This window comes from Pseudomonas silensiensis (assembly GCF_050434865.1).
GTDB classification, from domain to species: Bacteria; Pseudomonadota; Gammaproteobacteria; order Pseudomonadales; family Pseudomonadaceae; genus Aquipseudomonas; species Aquipseudomonas fluorescens_W.
Map to the genome: position 1 here is coordinate 240,903 of NZ_JBNDJH010000002.1, position 18,967 is coordinate 259,869.

Genomic DNA, 18,967 nt, shown 5'->3' on the forward strand with positions numbered 1-18,967 from the left:
GCTGCTACCTCGGTGAGTGCTGGTGGCACCGCGGCGACGCACTCATGCTCGAATCCTAACCAGACGACCACGAAAATGGTTGTCTACTGGAGCGCCTCACTTGCGTGTGAGGCTCAGCATAGAGCGCCAATAGACCGCGCCAACGACTCAGGCAGAACATGACAAACATCGCTGTTTATAAAAATTCGATCCCGGGCCACGTCCAGGAGCAAGTCGTGGACCTGGTGCGAGCGAACCTGACTGACCTATGCATGCACGCGATACCTCAGAGCAACTTCATGTTTGCTGTTTACCAGTATGCGATCGCCGTCGAGGTTCAGATGTATCTGGATGTCATCGCCCATACCCAAAAAATCCCGGCTGAGATCGCTATCGCCTTCGCAGCGGACAATCCGGCCAAGGTTGTGGGGTTCATCCTGTACCTGCCATTGCAATCGCACCCTGAGGCCTGCGGCGTGACCTACATGGCCGTAGCAAGCGAGTGCCGGCGCAAGGGAACTGCTAAGGCGATGATGGCGGAAGTAATCAAACGCTATCCCCATGTTGAGCTGACCTGCTCACCCGCTAAAGTCCCTTATTATGAGAAAATGGGATTCCAAATGCTCCGTGCCCGGGACACACAAGTTGTCATGAATAGCCGGGACCACACCTCACAGGGTCTAATGCAAATTCTGGACGTTGCGCCGATCTACCAGTCGGACGAGGTCAAGCAGGTTCATTCGGCGCTTGTGCAACGCTTCGGCCTACGCGCGATGGTGGACGCAGAAAAGCAGCTTGAGCGACATCTCAAGCAGCTTTCGTACAAGGCATCCGCTTTCGTCAAAGAACGGCAGCAGTCAATCATTGAGAAGCATCTGGTTGGTGTAGAGACGTGAAGATCAAGCCGCAACATGTTCACTTGTGCTTGGGCATTCTTTTCTTGCTCGGTTCAATTCCCGCCTACATGAAGGGACTATCGCCGCTTGCCGTGCTCTGTTTCTTCGGCGGCATCGTCGCAGTACTTCATTGGAAGGCGGCCAAGGCAGGAATCATTGACCAGTAAACTTGGCTGGCGGGCCTCCGCGTTTTTCTCAACTCAGAACCAGGACGTGAAGGTTTGCCACAAGCCTTTTTCCTTTTTCTTGTGTCGGACGTGCGTATTCGCGGCCAGCTTCCCCTGATAGGTTCGGCAGGTACCGGTGAAGGTTTTGTTCGACGCGCTCTTCAAGGTGACCTTGGCACCCAGCTTTTGATTTTCACACGCTCTGAATGCCGCATCGCTGGGGGCTGGTCCCCGATCGCGAGCGGCCTGATCAGCTTGGGCGATGGTCGCGTTGATCGCCCCGGTGCCGGCGAGGGCAATTAACAGGGCAAGGCGTTTAATGGATTGGGCTTTCATGCTCGGCGTGGTCCTGGGTTGCTGCTGGAGTTGCCCAAGGGTGATTCCGCCTATGGCCGCGCGCAACTCAAAACAGACCTTCAAAATTCTCTATTACAAGCGCTGTGCAGTCTGCGGACCTTTACAGGACACCCGCGAGAGGCCATCGACTCATCTGGAGCAGGCGATTGCCGACTTGGGTCGCCATAATTTGGTGTCTCTGTACCCCAAATGGGAATATGCGTCTGGCAAGTGGGACGTAGAGCCGCTTGTAGACTCAATGGACCATCAACTCAGACTCAAGGCATCCAATGACCAGCGTGATACTGAAAGCGATTCAAACACTCAGCAGGGCCGTCAACGTTTCCACCGGGCTGGCGCATCCTAACGACAAGAACAAGGCCAAGGAGCTTTTCAGCATTCTCCACCAGAACGGTGTGGTTCTAGAGAAGTCGGAGATTGTCGACGCCGCGGTGAGGTCGAACTGGAGGCCAGCCGATGCTGAGGAACTCGGCACGATAGGCCAACAGATTGGAGAAGGTAGGGCTGCTCGCGTTCAAGGCGGGCCATGGTGGGCTGCGGATCTCTACACGCGATTGGCGGAATAAACCGACGTCAACATAACCGGCCTGGCCGAGTAGCGCTTTTATCTCGACTCCAGGCCTTCACAGCATGCTACCTCGTTGCTGGCGGAGGGTTCTGGCACTGAGTGCTGGGCCTCATATTTGAGTCGACAACTCAATGTAGAGCCCTCTGATGAAGTCGTTCAAAACAAAATCAAGACACAGCTCACAGGGCGACCTGTTCGGCATCGAGCATGTAGCCAAACTGTACAAGGCCAATCCGGATGTTCCGATCAAGAACGAGGACATCTACCGGATGATTGCTGAGCGCATGGAAGATGGAGACGAAGTTTTTAACGCTCGTGTGCCCGTAGGCATTTCAGGCCAGGAGCACAATCTTGCACGACGGAAAGTTCGATGGTGGCAACAATCGCTCCGTCAACAGTCGATCATTGAACGGGTGCCAGGCGAACGAGGAATCTGGCGTCTGACTGAGGAAACGAAGCGTGAATTGAATGCAGCAAAGCCAGGGGTCAAGGTGCTTGGATTCAGTACTGACCTCGGTGTGGCCATTTTCGGGTCGAGTGGCGATATCTTCAAAAGCATGGACGTTCCGGTGACTTTGATCCTCACCAGCCCCCCGTACGCGCTTCAGGCGGGCAGGCGGTATAGCAATCCAAACGAGCGTGAGATCGTGAACTTCATTATGGAGACATTGGCCCCCGTGATTGAAAACCTCACGGAGGAAGGCTCGTTGGTTCTGAATGTTGGCCAGGATTGTTTCATGCCCGGATCACCTGCGCGCTCCACCTACATTGAGCGCCTGGTAATTGCTCTTTGCGATAATTTTGCGCTAAGCCTGATGGACCGCCTCGTATGGAATAACCCATCGAAGCCACCTGGGCCACTGCAGTGGGCCAGCAAAACTCGGCAGCAGCTCAATTGTTCGTATGAGCCATTGCTGTGGTTCTGCAAGAATCCTCACAAGGTAAAGTCCGACAATCGTCGTGTACTCGAGCCGCACACAGAAAAACATCTCAAGCTCATTTCCGAGGGCGGAGAAAAACGTGTGGCGAGCTATAGTGACGGCGCGTATCGGTTGAAGGTCGGTAGCTTTGGCAATGCCACCGCGGGGAAAATCCCAAAGAACATCATCACCAGAGGCCATCGTTGTGCACATGGCCTGCAGTATCAGAAAGCAGCTACCGCACTCGGGCTGCCAGTGCATGGAGCTGGCCAGCCGTTGTCCATCGCAGATTTCCTTATCCGATTCCTCACAGAAGAGCAGGACCTCGTCGTAGACCCATACGGAGGCCGCCTAATGACCGGTTTGGCGGCTGAAATGCTGAACCGGACTTGGATGTGTGGAGAATTGAATCTTCAATACATCCGGGGCGGAGCAGAGCTATTCCGCGATAAATCCGGCTTCTACCTAAACCCGGATATTGAAAGGGCCTTCGCGTAGTAGGCCGGTACCAAGGAGAGTGATTTGACCGCTATTGATGTGAAACTTCTTCCCGGCTATTTCGAGAAATACCACTGGGGCAAGCACCATGGTGTCTACGGCTATCCGGCGGACACCTTCCCTTCGTTCTGCTGGATAAAGTCGCTTGAGGAGCGCGGGGCCTGGCTCACCTTGGCGAGTGAGATCAAGACAGCACCGACGAATTTTATTCGAGAACTTCTGGACTGGGGCGGCGGCGCTGGCCCTCGAATGAAGTTTGAGGTGGGTTTAGGGAATGTTTGTCTGCTGGCGCAGGTTCAGTTAGTCGTCGGCAGCATCGATAGTCCCACCGGTGCGATTGAACACGCCCTGCAGATCCCAGGCTGCGGTCTTACCTACGCATCCAAATTTTTGAGATTTCTCCGGCCGGAGATCCACGCGAGTCTGGATAACCGGATTCGACGTGCGCTGCTGAATGAAGGTTTGTTGAGGATCATCACGGATGGTAACGACCCGTCTATGGTCCGTGGTTACGTTGCGTTCCTGGAGCTCCTCTCGAAACTCATGGGGGAGTTAGAGCAGGCTGGTATTAGTCGACCGGACTGTGATCTACCCCGAGGTAAGTCACCTACTGGCTGGCGAGTGGCTGACATCGAGATGGCCCTTTTCGCCTGGGCGGATCAGAAGGCGTAGAGGGCCAGCCAAGAAAGTTTTTCCGGTCCAAATCGTGCACCACTCTCGAACCATCTCCTTCTGCTGGTGATGACTCCGAAGTCATCTCTCTCGGATGATCAACATCGCAACCCTTTCTCCAATCCTCCGCTGACGCCACCTCTGGAATTTCTAGGTGGTGTTTTGGCGTGCACGCCATTTTTCGGTATGGAAATCTGTTCGCCACTCAACTGTGGTTTGAACATGAAACGGCACGCGAACAATCCTGTTAACCGGTACCAGCGAAAGGCCCGGTTGAACTGCACCTTAGAAATTCCAGCAGCCGCACTCAGCGACCGAGAGGAAATTGAACTCCTTTTGAACAGGTTACAGCGTGCAACTGTTTCGGTTCTGTATGCAGGCCAGGAGCGAGGGACAGTTCATGTGCTTGAACGATGGGTACCTACTGCGGCCGGTTACCGAGCCGTATTTACCCCTGGAATCATCGACGCACTGGGTGAAGGTTTAGCGCCGTTGGCCAAGCTCCGGCGACTTACCGAGATTTCCTACTGAAAACAAAACGGCCATAGATTCTTCGGGTTGAAATATTTCGCCCAGGGGTTATGCCTTTCACTGGCGGTCACGAGGAGTGTGAGTACAAGTCTCGGTGATATCGCACTGCTTTTTTGCAATGGGTTAATACGCCTGCACCCAATGTTCAGGCGGGTCAAACTGGAGGAATTTATGACCGAAAATAGCAACTGGACCATCACCACCCTTCAATCCGCACTTGCGGAGTTGGATCTCGTTAAAAGCAACGAGATCTCGGTCTCTCTGACAGATTCCGCCCAACCAGCACTGAAGCTCGTGATGAACGAGTTTGGCGGTCAGCCGATTTACCTCGCCATTTCCGGTGATCAGATCCTGGTGGAAGCACTGCTGGTAGAAGTCAAACAGGTCAAAAATCCGGTCGACTTCAATGATGCTGTGCTCCGTAGCCGAGACCTGTTTCCTCTGTCCTCGATCGGCATCAAAACGCTTTCAGGCGGCGAAGTCGTCTACGACATGTTCGGAGCCCTGGCGGCTGCGTCCAGCCTCCCTGTAGTCGTCCACGAAGTGTTGACGCTGGCCACGAACATCAGTACTGCAGTGCAAGCGCTCGAACACCATTTCGAAATCTGATCCAGCCGTAAGGACCTATAAATGAACTTTTTGCAAAAACTTGCCACCGCAATCCGCGGTGGAGCGACCGAGGCTGGCGAGGCGATCATCGACTCTCAGGCATTGCGAATTCTGGATCAGGAGATCCGGGATGCTGACGCGCGCATCATCAAGGCGCGTGATGCCCTTGTCTCCATCAAAGCTAAGCACAAGCTCGCAGTTCAGCGTGTCGATGAGCACAACAAAAACATCGCCAACTGGGAGCAGAAGGCGCTAGCCGCCCTCAACAAGGGCGAAGAAGGTCTCGCTACGGAATGTGCCGGCAAGATCGCTGATTTGACCGTGCAGCGGGACCAGGAAAAAGCTGTCGCTGATCAGTTTGGCTCGAATGTGGATGTCCTGGCTAACCAGGTCACCAAGACCGAAGGGCAGATCAAGCAACTTCGTCAGCAAGCAGACCTGGTGAAGGCTCGAGACAGCGTCCAATCAGCGCAGATCAGTGGTGCGGCTGCCACTGGTGGGGCAAACGGCAGCCTGGAAACTGCAGTTGGAACCCTCGGCCGACTCAAGCAGCAACAAGATGAGCGACAGGCGCGCCTGGACTCCGCCGAGGAGTTGAATGCTCAAGCGGACGGCACCGATCTCGAGAAGCGGCTGCAGGAGGCTGGGATCGGAACGAAGCCGGCTGGCGCTGATGATGTTCTGTCCCGTTTGCGGGCTCAGGCGCAGGGTCAAGCAAACAGCGCTGCGCAATAAGCTCTCAGGGTGGGTCGACGGATATCCGTCGGCCCATTTTTTTGGTCCAGATTTGGCGGTGAAAGATGAAAGTGGGACGAAATCTCAAGGTCATTTTGAGTCTTGCAGCGCTGCTCGTTGCTGTTCAGCTGTTTAACTCAGTAACCAACAACTCACTCCTGCAGTTCGGGGTCTTGCCAAGAACGGTTGAAGGGCTTCTGGGGATTTTTATATCTCCCTTTGTTCATGCGTCGGTGTTTCATCTGCTGGGGAATCTTCTGCCGTTCGTTGTCCTCAGCTGGTTAGTGGCTATTCAAGGAATCGCTCACTACTTCAAAGTGGTAGTGATGGTTTCGGTAGTCGGCGGCATGCTCGTTTGGGTTTTTGGCAGAGATGCATATCACGTTGGGGCGAGCGGCCTGGTCTTCGGCTTCTGGGCTTTTCTGCTGGCCAACGCCTGGTATCAGCGCAGCTTCCTCAATCTGATCTTGGCCACAGCCGCGTTCCTTGGTTACAGCGGCCTGGTGTTTGGTCTCCTGCCGTCCCCTGGCACTTCATTCGAATCGCATATTGCCGGAACCATCGCGGGTATCGCGACAGCCTGGTTTATGCGATCCAAATCCCCTGCACCTATTCCTGCGTGAACTTCTAGACCTCGTTTTGGCTGGCAGATTTTTTGCCAGCCGTTAACTTCCTGTCATCCATTCGAAACTGCCTTCGGGAGTTGGTGTTGATGTCGCTATTGCTTCTGTTGAAAGCCCACACCGCTGCATTTTTCGAGAAATTCGGATGGGCAGGTATAGGGCTTATGTTGGGGCTCCATTTTGGGATCTCGTATGCGCTCTTATTCGTTGCGGGTGAAGACCATCTGTTGAGCGCGTTGGACTTCCTCTACTTCTACTGCACCACAGCTACAACCGTGGGTTACGGCGACATGTCACCAAAGTCCGGTCTCGGTAAGACCATTACTGCGCTTTGGATCATGTTTGGCGGCATTGCCTTGCTGACAACGGTAATTGGCAAGGCAACAACATCAGTCAGTGTTCTCTGGAGACGGAAAATGAAAGGAATGGGCGATTACTCCACCCTCACAGGGCACACCGTGTTGATTGGATGGGACGGCGAGTCAAGTGAGCGGATTGTCGATCTGCTTTCCCAGGACGAGGCCTCACGCGGTGACAAGATGGTCATTTGTGATGCGTTAACGCTCGAAAATCCTATGCCCGGGAAAGCGTTGTTTGTGAAAGGCGATTCACTTGATTCACCACCCCTTTTGAAACGCGCCGGTGTAGTCGGGGCTCATCGGATTCTCGTTCGCACACAGTCTGACAATTTAACGCTAGCCATTGTTCTTACCCTCAAGCAGCTGGCCCCACAGGGGCATGTGGTTGCCCACTTCAATGATTCTGAGCGGGCATCACTGGCGAAGACGTACGCGCCGGAATTGGAGTGCACCTCGAACATGGCGATCGAGATGCTAGTGCGTTCTTCTCAGGACCCAGGCTCAAGCATCGTCATCAATGAACTGTTGTGCGTGGGGAAAGGGGCTACGCAGTTTCGCTACGTCTTGCCAGATGGGTTTGTGACGAATTGCGGTGATCTCTACATCAGGTTGAGAACGGAGTTCAGTGCAACGCTGATTGGCTATCGGGCCCTTGGGGGCGGTGATTTCGACATCAACCCTTCTAACGCGACTGAAGTACGTGGAGGGGAAATTTTTTACATCGCTTCGGAACGCCTTGAAGGAGGCTTGTTATGAAATGGCTGAAACGCGCAATGGGTTTTGAAGCGCCGCTGGCTTCGACAACAGATGAACTGAAAACGCCGGCAGTCGACAGTAAGCCATTCGGCCTGGCACCACACCGGATGCTGGATCTCGATGACTCGCTCAAGCTGCTGCTAGATGGGCATTCTGAACTGGAAGTTCCAAACGAAGAGGTCGTATGGGCTGTCGGCGAGGTCGACCTTGGCCAGTCTATACGCCTGTCACGGTTTTACTTCGAGAACGAGGATTACTGGCTCCAATGCCTGATGAACGGGCCGGCAGCCACCGATGTTCAGGACATCATCCTGTTCGGTTACTTCTCTGTCGTAACCATCAACAGTGAGGCTGAGCTGAAGCGCTTGGTCGGCCCCGAATCCCCTATTGGCATGCCAACGTACGAACATTCTGGTTGGGAATATCAGCGGCAGTGGGGCACGGAGATTGGCCAAACAGAACTCACCCCTTTCACAGAGCATGTATCAAACCCGGATGAGTCCTACCAGATAAAGCATCTGAGCATGCTTTACGCCCGCGATACCGGGTTAATCGATCGACGAGAGTTTCTGCTCTTGTCGGTTGAAGAAGATGAAGAGGGCGTTATCTCACTATCGACCTCGCTCGGGGTAACTCTGCAATCCACTGACTTTAAAGTCATCTAAAAGGAAGTACCTATGCTTGACGCTCTGCGTTTGTCGCTCAACCCCCATGCCGTGATCGCCTTTCTCGTTTACATCGCAGTCGCGGCCATCCTGTTTGCGCTCTTCCAGTTGGTCTACACCCGGCTCACCCCGCACAAAGAGTTCGTCTTGATCCGTGAAGGCAACGTGGCTGCGGCTGTGGCGTTGGGTGGCGCGTTGATCGGCTTCGCTCTCCCTTTCAGCAACATCATCACTTACAGCGTCAGTGTGCTTGATGCTGTTGTTTGGGCGGTGATTGCGAGCGGTGTCCAGTTGCTTGCTTTCTGCGCAACCAGCCTGGTCCTCAAGGGGCTTTCTGATCGTATCGCGCGAGGCGAGCTCGCTTCGGCTGTTTACGCTGCCAGCGTCGCAATTAGCGTTGGTCTCCTGAACGCCGCATGCATGACCCCGGCGACCTAAGACTGGAATTTAAGGAGATCAAGATGAGACGTAGTTCTTTGAAACTGGTGCTCGCCAGCACGTTGCCCTTAGCGATCAGTGCATGTACACAGGCCGAGCCGACACTCACCTACAGTGCAAAGCAGACATTTCAATCCGTTCAGGAATGTGCCGATAAAAAGGTTCCAGTCGATATCTGTTCTGCGGCGTTTATGCAAGCGCTGAGCGATCACAATCGCATTGCACCTAAGTATGACGACAAGGCGGCCTGCGAGGTCGATTTCGTCCCTGACTATTGCCAGCAAACCTCTGACGGTCAGTACATGCCGAAGCTCGGTGGCTTCGAGCTGGCCATCTCCGGAGAAATACCGAAAAAAGACGTCGATGCCGCTAGACACCAGGTTGAGCAGGCCGGAAGCGGATTCAGTGGCAGTGGCAGTGGCAGTGGCGGCGGTGGCGACGGTGGATTTCTGAATGGCTTACTGATCGGCAACCTGCTGAGTAATCGAAGCAACGGTACGCAGTTTGTCTCCCAACCGATCTACCAAACGCGCGATAGTCGAGGCTCTTACGAGACGTCGACGCTTTCGCGTCAGATCGACGATGGCAAAACATTCAGTCGCTCGACACAAGCTAAATATGCCTCGACCAACACTTATACCCCGGCAACCCTTGGTCGTAGCCTGGGTGGGGGTTCTGGCTCGAGCATGTCTTCCGCATCATCGTCCATCTCCCGTGGTGGTCTTGGCGCACAAGCCACGGCACGAAGCGGGTGGGGCGGTAGTAGCGGTGGAAGTATGAGCGTCGGTGGCTAACCAGGATCGGTAAACATGAAAAAAATCAGAATTGAAGAACGTCCAAACTGGCGCGAAACAGCAGCGCGTGAAAATTTCGATTTTCACACGATCGGCGGTGAGCGCTATTGGGATGAGCGTGGTTATTACCAGTTCACCGAGGCTCAGATTTCCAAGGACATTGAAGCTCCAACTGAGGAGCTGCATTCAATGTGCTTGGACGTTGTCGAGCGCGTTGTTGAGAGTGAGGAGTTGATGACCCGCCTGGCGATTCCTGAGGCGTTCTTCGATCTGGTTCGAACATCCTGGAAGGAAGGACACCCGCACTTGTACGGGCGGTTTGACTTCAGTTATGACGGCAACGGCCCGGCCAAGCTTTTGGAGGCCAACATGGATACACCCACCTCTCTATATGAGGCGGGTGCATTCCAACTTATTTGGCTTGAGGAGCTAATGGAGCGTGGAGCCTTGCCTGCCCATGCTACCCAGTTCAATTCCTTAGCCGCGGATTTAATCCAAGCATTTCACGCTTTGCGAGAAGGTGGGCCTTTCTATTTCTCTGCAATGTCTGGGTCCGTCGAGGACCGTGGTACCACTGAATTCATGCGGAAAATGGCTGGGCACGTGGGCATTGAGACCAGGCATATCGACATCGAAGATATTGGCCTTACACCAGAAGGACGGTTTGTCGATCTGGAGGGGCGCTGGATCGAGCGAATTTTCAAGCTGCACGCATGGGAGCATGTATTTGTTGAGCCCCATGGGGCAGCTATTCCGGGGTGTGACACACAGTTTATTGAGCCGGCCTGGAAGTCGATTATCTCGAACAAGGGGATTCTCCCCTTGCTCTGGCAGTTCAACGAAGGCCACCCGAATCTACTGCCGGCATTCGTCGACACTGCTCCTCAGTCAGCAGTGCCCAAGGGGTGGGTAAGGAAGCCGTACTTTTCTCGCGAAGGTTCCAACATCGAAATTCGGACCCCTTCGAACGAGGTCGTATTCGAGGACGGTCCGTACAACGATGCGCCATACATCCTCCAGGAATTTGCGGCGCTACCGAAGTTCGACCAGAGCTACACGCTCATTGGTTCCTGGGTCGTCGGTGACCGAGCCTCCGGAATTGGCATTCGTGAAGACGATAGCCTCATCACCAAGGACAGCAGCCGCTTTCTCCCTCATGTCGTGATCGACTGACTGATTCATGCCTACGCAAAGGAAAGCGGCTTGCCGCTTCCCTTTGCATCCCCAATCCCACCTTTTAATCCTGAAGAGCTAGCCGCGAAAGATGACCTGTCATTGCTCCGTGCCACCAAAGGCGCTGATGCTTTCGAGGTAGGGTTTATGGACTTCGTGTTCAACCTCCCCGGTGTCGAAATTGAGCCTGCTCCCGTAGACGGCTTCTACGGGGTTGCGTTAGGACTTGTGTAACTGGATCGAGACCTCCGCGGCGAAGTGCTACACGCCTAAGTTGTCGAGTTGGCAAAGAGTTAAGGGAAAGCGAGTCATGAAACAGAAATTTGCAGCTTTGGCGCTGCTGGGCGGTGTGGTGTGTACTGGGTACGTTTACGCCGGTCAGGAACCCACTGTTGCAAATAGCTATACGCAGAACTTGCTATGTGGGAGCCACCAGGTAGTGGAAGCATTGCAGCCTGCAAAGCTGGACGGCTGGGAACAGACCGTAACTATTGCAAGCTTCACCGCCGATGCCATCGGTGACAAAGGGCTGGTGTGTAACGTACACGCGGTGATGAAACGGGTAAGGCGCGACGGCATGGTTGGAGATATCCGCGAAATAGATGGGTTGTTTTTGGTCGCCATTACAAGCGAGGCCGCTGTCGTCGCCGAGAAGATAGAGAGAGGGTTTGCTGACTCCCTTCTGGCGTCTAAAGCCGTTCAAACCATGGCAACGAATTGATCAAGGAAAACGCGATGAACACTCGAAATAATTCCCGCTTGGTTGATGCCGATGGCCACGCAGCTTGGGTTACTCGCGAAGCGGCAGCTCATTACCTGCGCCTTGGCCGGAAGCTCGGCTGAATCGATCCAGCGATCTTGCTTACTGCCCAGTCGGATGACCAGGCATTGGCTGAAGTCCGTCGCTGGGCATGCATCCCTCAACTCCTGTCGGTTGGTCCTTCCGCATCACCTCAATGACATTTCAGCTTGTGTTTCTTAGTGACCAGACACAAAAAAGCCAGGGTAAGTCCCTGGCTTTTTTCATCGCTGGTTATTTATTTAACCCAGCTTTCCACCACATCGGCACCCCACTTGGCTTTCCACTCTTTCAGGGTCTTGTGGTTGCCACCTTTCGTTTCGATGACTTCGCCGTTGTGCGGGTTCTTGTATTGTTTAACCTTGCGCGGCTGGCGTGTAGAGCCAGCTTTGGTGGTAGGAGCGGCGTTCTTGGTGCCGACCTTCGGATCGAGGATTGCGATCACGTCACGCAGGCTCTTGCTGTACTCGCCCATCAGCGACTTTAGCTTGGTTTCGAATTCGATTTCTTTTTGCAGGCCGTCGTTGGTTTTCAACGATTCCAGGCGGCTTTGGAGTTCTTTAATTGCTTCTTCGGTGGCGCGGTATTCATTGATCAAAGACACGGTGACTCCCTCAGTTTTGGTCCCATCCTGGGCTGTAATGACAAAACCCCAGTGCCGGGAGGCAACTGCCTTGGTTCCGTTTTTGTGTTTTCAAGTTGAGAAACTAATCGCTCAGCATTGGAGGTTGAAATCAATGCTGTAGTGTCAAAGTAACATTCCTTAAGTGTGCCACCATTGGAAATGTGAAGTCCACACGCCCTTGATGAAATATTAAAAATCAGGGTCTATGAATGAAAAGTAACCAGTCGAAAATCCACTCCGAAGCCTGATGAATTTATGACCGTGGTTTTGAGTTGTGACGATATGCGCGCTCGGGCACGATCATCCATAACTGTAATGAACCTACATGTTATGAGGTTGATAATGAGCACAGATGGAACAATTGATCTGCCCCCAAAATCCGTCCTAAAAATCAAAGCCAGGCCGATCGTTGGCCTTTTGTGCATCTTGGTATATGTCGGGTGGGGCGTTCTGCAGATCTACTTTCAGTACTCAAGTGATGCAGCTCTGTGGGCAAATCCTCTGCCAGAAGCCTTGAGCACCAACTTGAATTATCTGGTTTTTTGGGCACGGTTTCTGACGGTGCTAGGGGCGCTCTTTCTTTACTACTGCTTTTCGTGGGGCGGCGGTGGTTGGGGAGCACTATATGCGGCGCTGGCATTCGCTCAGTGGGTTGTAATCATGATGACCGATCGCATGCAGATCGCCCAAGGCCTGGCTTTTTTTGCCAGCTTTTGAGTAGGTAATACAGATCTCAATGGGAGAGGGGGCTGGATACCACCCAGCGTCCCCGTCCTTGCCCAGTTCCACTCATTAGGTAATTCCAATTCGTTCCTGGCGCTGGGCATTCAGAAGCTCATCGAGCTCCTGCTCCGATTGCGAAACGGTCAGACCAATCCGCCCCGGCTCCTTTCCGCTCAGGATCGGAAAACGCAGAGATGGACCAGCTCCTAGCCACAGAGCCACAGGTAAACCATCACCATCCAACGCCTGGCCCTCGCCCAACGCATTCACCAGGATGGGGATGCAATTGCGAACATCGGCCGCGGCATCGGTGAAGCGATCAGCCTCCGGAAGGGCTGAAAGCGCAAGCACCTCACTGCAAGTTGCCCCGGGCCAAATAGGCACCGACGTGAATGCGTCGCCCACGATGTGAAACAGCAGGCTGTAGTCCGTTTCGCCGACGTTCGCGAAGTAGCCCTTGTTGCCGGTGATGAAGCAGGGATGGCCAAGCTCATCGTGGTGCCCATAGGCGAGATCGACCATCACAGAAAACGACTCGTGCTGCGGATGGACAAAGCAATCCATGACGATCAACGTCATCGTGGACCCAGGTCTTGCCTCAATGATCAGCAGGTCACCCTTCGTCGAAACCCCGCGCACAACGCCATGGTCGAATGGCGTGATCGACTGGACATTCCACTGCATCAATTCCAACACCGACTTCCAGTTGCCGCCGGCAGTGGTGGCGGGAACAACCGCTGTTTTGCACATCTGCGTTTCATGGGCAATGTTCAACGCCCATTGGGCATGAGGGTCTTTGCCTAGGTACGGTTCCACAAGGCTGCGGCAGGTGGTGAAGCTGGCGTTTGCCAGCAGCTCCCGTGCGTGCATCTCAGCCAGGCGCAGGCGAGCGGACCCGTAGAGGGGCATCCTCACCTCATCAGAGATTTGTTCCGCGCTTGCACTGCCTTTCTCAACTACCTCAATGGCCTTCTCAAACCACTGAGCCGCCCTGTAGGCATACTGCTTGTGGCCTTGATCGACAAGCCACAGGCTAACGTTGCCGGCGTTGAACATGCCTGCCATCGAACCGAGGTTGGCAGCTTGCTCATAGAGCGTTAAAGCTGCTGCAAAATCCGGTAGGCCGGTAACAGAACCATCTCGGACGATTGCCGCGTGATTCACCATTGCTGCCGCGCGGGTAGCATCGTCCTTCGACTCTTTAGCCGCGAGTTTGTAATAACCCTCCGCCCGCCGGAAGTCGTCAGGTGTTGCCGCGCGGGCGATGACATAGTTGCCGGCGTTGAAAGCGAATTCTGGGTGGCCGGTGTCAGCTGCCCGAGTTGCCATTGCCTCCATACCCGGTCCCTTGATTCCGTTGAGGACGGCAACCGCGTTAATGGAACCCAGAGCGTATTCAACAAGCCTGGCGTCCAGGCCATTTCCAATCGCTGCGCTTGCAAGCGTAGCGGCACCTTCAACATCGAAGGCATTGAGCCTGAGTATTGCTTCATGCCAAGCCTTGGCGTTCGGATCGAGCCGCGCCATTCGACCAAGAAGCTCCTCGAGTTGGGTCTCGATACTTCGCGGCTGGTTAACACTTGGCATTGGCGGTACCAAAGGCATGAAGGGGGAGTGGGGTAAGCATGGAGGTTCCTTCCGGTGGGGCAGCTGTGCTGGCCAGTAGGCAGAGCATCGTTGTGGGATCACGGTCTTGCATTGTGTCGGGAAGATTAACCTCATTGTCCAGGAGCTCAAGCCCTTGAAGAGATTGAATGGGCGATTCGAGCCCTGAAAATTTCGGTGGCAGTTTCGCTGGCTTTCGATGTGTTTGCCGTTAATCTGTCGGCAGTATGAGGGAGCAACAAGCAGGTCCTTCAAATGTTCTCGCTGGAAACGATTTTTAGCTAAAGGAACCGGGTATGAAAGAGGACACCAAGATACTTCGGGGCGAGCCGAATAGAGCTGTTCCATCCGACGTGTTGCGGGACTATGTTGTGCACCTTGCGAATGAAGTTCTATGCGTTACAAGTGGTGAGGTATCGATTACTCAAGCCATCATCCAGAACTGGCGCATTCACGATGGCGTATATGAAATCGTATTTTCTGCGAGGGCCATCAAGTACCTCAAAGCCACCGATGACCCGCGATCCGACATGGTCGACACCTTGTTTGCGGCGATTGGTGACGAGCCGGTAACGGAGAAGAAGTCTCAGGGTTGGTTCGCTGGCGTGAAATCGCCAATCGGCGCGCTAACAACACCTATGGCGTATATCTGGTTTGCCTGCACGATGGCCGGGCCATTGCTCACATTCGTTGATAGCGCACCCGTCATTCAGCTCGGTAAATACCTGATGATGATGAGTTTCGGCTATCTGCTTTTTGGACTTGGGCTGCAGCGCAAATCTCCCCCGTCAGCCGTTCAAAAAAATCCGAAAGGAAGTACCGCTCGGACCTGAATCTGCATCTGTTACGGGCTAACTCACAAACCTCTTCGGTTCGATGGCAAGACTGGAGCGGGGTGGCACGGCACCCTACGCAATCAAACATGTTTAATCCGGCTTTAGAGGTTCCATTGCAGTACGAAAATTTTGTTGACGTGGTTTTGACTGAAGACACCTGGCAGAGCGTCATGGACATCACGAAGGAGTGTGCCACTGGCTTATTCCTGGAACCGATGAGTGAAAGTCACCCGCTTTTCAAATGGCGGCTGGCCACACTGGAAGAAGAATACAATAACTACATGATCTACACGGCGCCGCAGATGATCCCTGATGTGGGCCGATTCGCCACTGGAGTTGTCCTTGCCAGCGATGATTCCAAGAAAGGCTGCGCAGCAGGGTTTATCCTGTACAGCCGTGATTTTCGTAGCGATACAATCGTAGGGATCATCGGCATCGCGGTGCGAAGGGACTACCGGCTGCAAGGCGTCATGACTGCGATGGTCGGCAAGTTGCGCGAAACGGTTCGAGATATCTCGTTGAGCTGCTCACGGGATATGGTGCGTGCATACCACCGTCTTGGATTTGAGGTAAGGGGCACGCAAGGTGCTCAGATCCTAATGGGCTGGGGAGGTCCTGGTGGCGATATGGCTCATTTCCAGGCGGGTTCGTTCGATAAAATGGATTCAGTTCAAGCAGAGCTGGTGAAAGCGCGAAGTAACCTTGGTGACTCATACGGCAAGGTGTTTTCTGATTACGTCGGCATCATTCATTCCGAAACCCATAAGGCCTCAGCCTTCTTCCAAAAATGGAAGACCGATCCCACGCTCCTCCCGTAAGCCGGCGGTGTTCGGGTAATTTTCACAGCCGGGCACCGAGAAGAAGTGCCTTGCAAGCCCCCAACATAGAAAGGATTCTTGAGATGGCCATGAGCCCAGTGAAGTTCATCGTTAAAAGGTTAGGGAAGGGGGTAAGCACTGTTCTGCTGGCTTTGGCCGGCCTTGGGTTCACCACCTATGCCTTTCGTCATTTCCCGTTCTGGGGCTCAGCATTGTCATTTCTCCTGATGGTTTGCTGCTTTGTGCCGATGATCCTTCACTTCAACCTGTTCCCTGAGTCAGGATCGTCAGGCCCCAGGAAATATCAGCTTCGCATGGACGACGACAAGCTTTTCGAGAGGCGTGCTGAGGACCGTCTTTTCGACGACGACTGAGCCTATCAACTCAACCCAGGCTCGCGGCGTAACAATCAGAACCCCTGACATGGTGAGGCGTCATGACGAATCAAGCGAAATTCAACGCACATATCACAGTGATCGTTGCGGCAAATTCCAAGGAGGAATTTGATCTTGCCCTCGCAAAGGCCCTGGAGCAGGTGGCAAAAGCGGAGTCTGAGGGAAAACGCAGGGATATACAGAATTTGCCGGGATGTGAGGCGCAATACAGCTATGTGTATGACATAAAGCAGCCAGATGTAGATAAGCCCCGACCGGCCATTCCACCTCGGGTTGAAAGGTAAAACATGATGGAGAACCCGATGGAATCTGTTGAATCTCGCCCCAAAATCAAGGTTGAGAACACCCTCACAACGGGACAATTCATGCGGGGCCGGTTCAGCGATTTTGATGTACTGGGCACCTCAATCGAAGCTGAGGGTGACCGCCTTCTTCTGGCCCGCAAATTTGATGAGGCATTGGACGTTTTCCAAAGCATCGAGTCGCCTGCTCGACCGTTGCGAGAGAAAATGGCTTACGTGCTTTGGGAGCTCGGGAACGAGGCAGCTTGGCCAATCCTTGGTGATGGTTTGGCTACGACATCAGAAGACGGAATTGCCATGGAGCTACGCGCATTTGCCATGACAATGTTCAAATCCGGGGTGAGTGACGAGCCGATCGCAAACCTGGTGGAGTGTGTGCTGGCGCGCATAGAGGAACTTCCGTCTGCCATTCTACTTTTGTCTTCGGCGATTTACGTTGCAGTAGCCATGCGTGTAAGTCGTCAAGAAGGTCTACCTCTTTACCCTGCAAGTTGTGCGAGGGCCGTCACCGCGCTTCGTGAGATGTCCAAACCGCACGCTGATTGCATGGAAGCGTTCGCCCTTGCACGGCAAATTTACATTCATAAAACCGACGCTCAGCCCCTCAAGGACCTGATTGAGCAAATTGATCTAACGAAGTGCCCTGTGCTCGGCTTTGTGTTCACAGCGGCGGTGCAAGTAGACAATAAGAAGATTGCTCGGGAGGTGATTTCCGAACTGTGCACTAGGTTCGAAGGCCATCCAAACCTGACCGCCACTGTGGCAGTAGCGGCGATCCAAGCGTGTGAACTGGATCTGCTTGAAGAACTACCGGCCCCTCTACGCGAATTGGCCATGAATGTACCAGGGCTGCAAGTATTGGAGGCTGTGGCTAGCGGCGACACCAATGCTTTGGTGGCCGCCATCAGGAAGGTGCAGAGTGACGATGGCCCACTCCTCTCATCTGATATGGCCATTCACGAACGCCTGTTAAAAATCACATGGCGGCAATGGGATATAGGAACGTGGGCGCAGCCCCATTCGCTACTGACTGAGTGGGCGACCAATCTCGTGCCATTACTGCCTGCGGGGGATCTCCGCGACTGGATCTTGGTGGAAGCCGGCTCTATGGGAATCAATGATCTGGAGCCCTTGACCCCCTATTTTTGTGAGCTCTTCAACCGTAAGCCGACATCCGAAAACCTTACGCTGATGAACGTTGACCTTCCTCTTGACCAGTTGGATGATCAGGCGCTGACGCAACACATCTTTGATGAGGCCATAGCCGAACACCCCTACTGCGGCCTGGTTGATCCTGAGTTTGGGCCTGACCTCGAACCATTCTTCAAACGTGGTATTGCTGACGCCTTGATTGCCAGAGCTGCCACTCTCGCCGGCAACGCCAAGGACAAATACCTGCGCGTGCTCAACCAGTGGGGGCTAATTAAGCGACCAGAGGGTGTCGTAGCATTCGGTTTTGAAAGGCGACTCTTGGGCAGTGATTTGCCCGAAGGCGTACTCGGATATTTGGCATCAATCCGGGCAACGATGGGGGATGCCAGTGGCTCACAGCTGGTGTATTTGCAATCGCAACTCGACAAGCTGTCTGCGGAGGTCGGTCGGGCAACCCCAGCTGCTGCTGCAGAGCAGACCGTTGTTGCAGCCATCAACGAAATATTGGATCTGCAGTCCCATCACCTAAACGAGGTGGGGGTTAAACGAGTCACAGTACTCACCAAGCGCTACGGAGCCCCCAGCCTCCTCGCGGAGTTGCGTGAGTTGGCTAAGGTTTCGAATACGACCTTGGGGACTGATGTCGTAGATGCCCTAGCAAAACACATGGTTCGTGTGCAGGGCACCCTGTCCACACGCCGAAGTTATCTCGCTGCCATCCTCCGCAAGCGACTGGTGAATCTGAAGAGCGCTTGGCTCGACCAGCAGGTGTCCAAGTGTTTGAACAGCGGGATCGACATTGAGCAAATGATAGAGTTGGCTAAGGGCGTAGATACCTGGGACGACTGGCTGGTTGGGCTGGAAAAGCTACGCCCTTACTGATTTGCCGAAGAAGCCTAATCGCTAGGCTTCAAGTTCGGCATCCAAGGACGAATAGAAGCGACCCGCCGAAAGGAGAGCCTCAAGCCACGG

23 protein-coding genes are annotated in these 18,967 nt (G+C 54.0%); 20 read left to right on the forward strand and 3 right to left on the reverse strand.

Translation table 11 applies throughout. The annotated features are described in order from the left end of the window. Positions 1-158 precede the first annotated feature (158 nt). Both QF010_RS03610 and QF010_RS03615 read left to right on the forward strand, forming a co-directional pair. A complete protein-coding gene (locus tag QF010_RS03610; protein WP_429380280.1) occupies positions 159-875 on the forward strand; it encodes a GNAT family N-acetyltransferase in 717 nt (238 codons plus the stop codon). Beyond that, entirely contained in the window at positions 872-1,042 is a 171-nt protein-coding gene (locus QF010_RS03615; RefSeq protein WP_429380278.1) for a hypothetical protein, read from the forward strand. Before QF010_RS03610 ends, QF010_RS03615 begins: the two co-directional genes overlap by 4 nt. A 33-nt stretch (positions 1,043-1,075) precedes the next feature. Here the strand turns inward: QF010_RS03615 and QF010_RS03620 are convergent, their stop codons facing one another. Then, complete coding sequence (locus QF010_RS03620; RefSeq protein ID WP_429380276.1) at positions 1,076-1,378, reverse strand: hypothetical protein; 303 nt, start codon at positions 1,376-1,378, stop codon at positions 1,076-1,078. A 290-nt stretch (positions 1,379-1,668) separates the two neighbouring features. Here QF010_RS03620 and QF010_RS03625 point away from each other — a divergent pair, with 290 nt between their 5' ends. From QF010_RS03625 to QF010_RS03680, 12 genes are all read left to right on the forward strand, one after another. Then, complete coding sequence (locus tag QF010_RS03625; RefSeq protein WP_429380274.1) at positions 1,669-1,965, forward strand: DUF1889 family protein; 297 nt, start codon at positions 1,669-1,671, stop codon at positions 1,963-1,965. 148 nt (positions 1,966-2,113) lie between these two features. After that, complete coding sequence (locus QF010_RS03630) at positions 2,114-3,385, forward strand: DNA methyltransferase (RefSeq protein ID WP_429380272.1); 1,272 nt, start codon at positions 2,114-2,116, stop codon at positions 3,383-3,385. Between the two features lie 24 nt (positions 3,386-3,409). Continuing rightward, positions 3,410-4,057, forward strand: a complete 648-nt coding sequence (locus tag QF010_RS03635; protein ID WP_429380270.1) for a hypothetical protein — start codon at positions 3,410-3,412, stop codon at positions 4,055-4,057. A 702-nt stretch (positions 4,058-4,759) separates the two neighbouring features. Continuing rightward, positions 4,760-5,197, forward strand: a complete 438-nt coding sequence (locus QF010_RS03640; RefSeq protein ID WP_429380268.1) for a YjfI family protein — start codon at positions 4,760-4,762, stop codon at positions 5,195-5,197. A gap of 21 nt (positions 5,198-5,218) precedes the next feature. Beyond that, positions 5,219-5,932 (forward strand): PspA/IM30 family protein, encoded by a 714-nt coding sequence (locus QF010_RS03645; protein WP_429380266.1) that lies wholly within the window; start codon positions 5,219-5,221, stop codon positions 5,930-5,932. A gap of 65 nt (positions 5,933-5,997) precedes the next feature. Next, complete coding sequence (locus QF010_RS03650; protein ID WP_429380264.1) at positions 5,998-6,555, forward strand: rhomboid family intramembrane serine protease; 558 nt, start codon at positions 5,998-6,000, stop codon at positions 6,553-6,555. An 89-nt stretch (positions 6,556-6,644) separates the two neighbouring features. After that, the gene (locus tag QF010_RS03655) at positions 6,645-7,670 is read left to right on the forward strand and encodes a potassium channel family protein (protein WP_429380262.1); all 1,026 of its coding nucleotides are present in this window, start codon (positions 6,645-6,647) and stop codon (positions 7,668-7,670) included. Beyond that, entirely contained in the window at positions 7,667-8,335 is a 669-nt protein-coding gene (locus tag QF010_RS03660; protein WP_429532486.1) for a DUF2491 family protein, read from the forward strand. The genes QF010_RS03655 and QF010_RS03660 overlap by 4 nt, the downstream gene beginning before the upstream one ends. Positions 8,336-8,347: 12 nt before the next feature. Continuing rightward, positions 8,348-8,773 carry a DUF350 domain-containing protein gene (locus QF010_RS03665; protein ID WP_429381267.1) on the forward strand — a complete coding sequence of 142 codons (426 nt, stop codon included), beginning with the start codon at positions 8,348-8,350 and terminating at the stop codon, positions 8,771-8,773. 23 nt (positions 8,774-8,796) lie between these two features. Continuing rightward, on the forward strand, positions 8,797-9,567 hold the full coding sequence (locus QF010_RS03670) for a DUF1190 domain-containing protein (protein ID WP_429381265.1): 771 nt from the start codon (positions 8,797-8,799) through the stop codon (positions 9,565-9,567). Positions 9,568-9,582: 15 nt separating this feature from the next. Then, entirely contained in the window at positions 9,583-10,740 is a 1,158-nt protein-coding gene (locus QF010_RS03675) for a glutathionylspermidine synthase family protein (protein WP_429381263.1), read from the forward strand. 310 nt (positions 10,741-11,050) lie between these two features. After that, entirely contained in the window at positions 11,051-11,461 is a 411-nt protein-coding gene (locus QF010_RS03680; RefSeq protein ID WP_429381261.1) for a hypothetical protein, read from the forward strand. Positions 11,462-11,777: 316 nt separating this feature from the next. On the opposite strand, the gene mvaT is transcribed toward QF010_RS03680, so the two are convergent. Further along, the gene (gene mvaT, locus QF010_RS03685; RefSeq protein WP_429381259.1) at positions 11,778-12,143 is read right to left on the reverse strand and encodes a histone-like nucleoid-structuring protein MvaT; all 366 of its coding nucleotides are present in this window, start codon (positions 12,141-12,143) and stop codon (positions 11,778-11,780) included. 363 nt (positions 12,144-12,506) lie between these two features. Between mvaT and QF010_RS03690 the strand changes: the two genes are divergently transcribed. Next, positions 12,507-12,881 (forward strand): hypothetical protein, encoded by a 375-nt coding sequence (locus tag QF010_RS03690; RefSeq protein WP_429381257.1) that lies wholly within the window; start codon positions 12,507-12,509, stop codon positions 12,879-12,881. A gap of 75 nt (positions 12,882-12,956) precedes the next feature. Here the strand turns inward: QF010_RS03690 and QF010_RS03695 are convergent, their stop codons facing one another. Then, positions 12,957-14,414, reverse strand: coding sequence for an SEL1-like repeat protein (locus tag QF010_RS03695; protein ID WP_429381255.1), 1,458 nt, complete (start codon positions 14,412-14,414; stop codon positions 12,957-12,959). 374 nt (positions 14,415-14,788) lie between these two features. Here QF010_RS03695 and QF010_RS03700 point away from each other — a divergent pair, with 374 nt between their 5' ends. The 5 genes from QF010_RS03700 (at position 14,789) to QF010_RS03720 (ending at position 18,877) form a co-directional block, all read left to right on the forward strand. Beyond that, entirely contained in the window at positions 14,789-15,325 is a 537-nt protein-coding gene (locus QF010_RS03700; RefSeq protein WP_429381253.1) for a hypothetical protein, read from the forward strand. Positions 15,326-15,414: 89 nt separating this feature from the next. Then, positions 15,415-16,146 carry a GNAT family N-acetyltransferase gene (locus tag QF010_RS03705; RefSeq protein ID WP_429381252.1) on the forward strand — a complete coding sequence of 244 codons (732 nt, stop codon included), beginning with the start codon at positions 15,415-15,417 and terminating at the stop codon, positions 16,144-16,146. 83 nt (positions 16,147-16,229) lie between these two features. Next, positions 16,230-16,520 carry a hypothetical protein gene (locus QF010_RS03710; protein WP_429532487.1) on the forward strand — a complete coding sequence of 97 codons (291 nt, stop codon included), beginning with the start codon at positions 16,230-16,232 and terminating at the stop codon, positions 16,518-16,520. A 62-nt stretch (positions 16,521-16,582) separates the two neighbouring features. Then, entirely contained in the window at positions 16,583-16,825 is a 243-nt protein-coding gene (locus QF010_RS03715; RefSeq protein ID WP_429381248.1) for a hypothetical protein, read from the forward strand. Positions 16,826-16,843: 18 nt separating this feature from the next. Next, complete coding sequence (locus QF010_RS03720) at positions 16,844-18,877, forward strand: hypothetical protein (protein WP_429381246.1); 2,034 nt, start codon at positions 16,844-16,846, stop codon at positions 18,875-18,877. Positions 18,878-18,967: the final 90 nt, after the last annotated feature.

Bases quoted from the DNA above. Each gene is read 5' to 3' on its own strand.
- QF010_RS03610 (WP_429380280.1), top strand. From the start codon at position 159: ATGACAAACATCGCTGTTTATAAAAATTCGATCCCGGGCCACGTCCAG.
- QF010_RS03620 (WP_429380276.1), bottom strand. From the start codon at position 1,378: ATGAAAGCCCAATCCATTAAACGCCTTGCCCTGTTAATTGCCCTCGCC.
- QF010_RS03625 (WP_429380274.1), top strand. From the start codon at position 1,669: ATGACCAGCGTGATACTGAAAGCGATTCAAACACTCAGCAGGGCCGTC.
- QF010_RS03630 (WP_429380272.1), top strand. From the start codon at position 2,114: ATGAAGTCGTTCAAAACAAAATCAAGACACAGCTCACAGGGCGACCTG.
- QF010_RS03640 (WP_429380268.1), top strand. From the start codon at position 4,760: ATGACCGAAAATAGCAACTGGACCATCACCACCCTTCAATCCGCACTT.
- QF010_RS03645 (WP_429380266.1), top strand. From the start codon at position 5,219: ATGAACTTTTTGCAAAAACTTGCCACCGCAATCCGCGGTGGAGCGACC.
- QF010_RS03650 (WP_429380264.1), top strand. From the start codon at position 5,998: ATGAAAGTGGGACGAAATCTCAAGGTCATTTTGAGTCTTGCAGCGCTG.
- QF010_RS03655 (WP_429380262.1), top strand. From the start codon at position 6,645: ATGTCGCTATTGCTTCTGTTGAAAGCCCACACCGCTGCATTTTTCGAG.
- QF010_RS03660 (WP_429532486.1), top strand. From the start codon at position 7,667: ATGAAATGGCTGAAACGCGCAATGGGTTTTGAAGCGCCGCTGGCTTCG.
- QF010_RS03665 (WP_429381267.1), top strand. From the start codon at position 8,348: ATGCTTGACGCTCTGCGTTTGTCGCTCAACCCCCATGCCGTGATCGCC.
- QF010_RS03670 (WP_429381265.1), top strand. From the start codon at position 8,797: ATGAGACGTAGTTCTTTGAAACTGGTGCTCGCCAGCACGTTGCCCTTA.
- QF010_RS03675 (WP_429381263.1), top strand. From the start codon at position 9,583: ATGAAAAAAATCAGAATTGAAGAACGTCCAAACTGGCGCGAAACAGCA.
- QF010_RS03680 (WP_429381261.1), top strand. From the start codon at position 11,051: ATGAAACAGAAATTTGCAGCTTTGGCGCTGCTGGGCGGTGTGGTGTGT.
- QF010_RS03690 (WP_429381257.1), top strand. From the start codon at position 12,507: ATGAGCACAGATGGAACAATTGATCTGCCCCCAAAATCCGTCCTAAAA.
- QF010_RS03695 (WP_429381255.1), bottom strand. From the start codon at position 14,414: ATGGCGCGGCTCGATCCGAACGCCAAGGCTTGGCATGAAGCAATACTC.
- QF010_RS03700 (WP_429381253.1), top strand. From the start codon at position 14,789: ATGAAAGAGGACACCAAGATACTTCGGGGCGAGCCGAATAGAGCTGTT.
- QF010_RS03705 (WP_429381252.1), top strand. From the start codon at position 15,415: ATGTTTAATCCGGCTTTAGAGGTTCCATTGCAGTACGAAAATTTTGTT.
- QF010_RS03710 (WP_429532487.1), top strand. From the start codon at position 16,230: ATGGCCATGAGCCCAGTGAAGTTCATCGTTAAAAGGTTAGGGAAGGGG.
- QF010_RS03715 (WP_429381248.1), top strand. From the start codon at position 16,583: ATGACGAATCAAGCGAAATTCAACGCACATATCACAGTGATCGTTGCG.
- QF010_RS03720 (WP_429381246.1), top strand. From the start codon at position 16,844: ATGGAATCTGTTGAATCTCGCCCCAAAATCAAGGTTGAGAACACCCTC.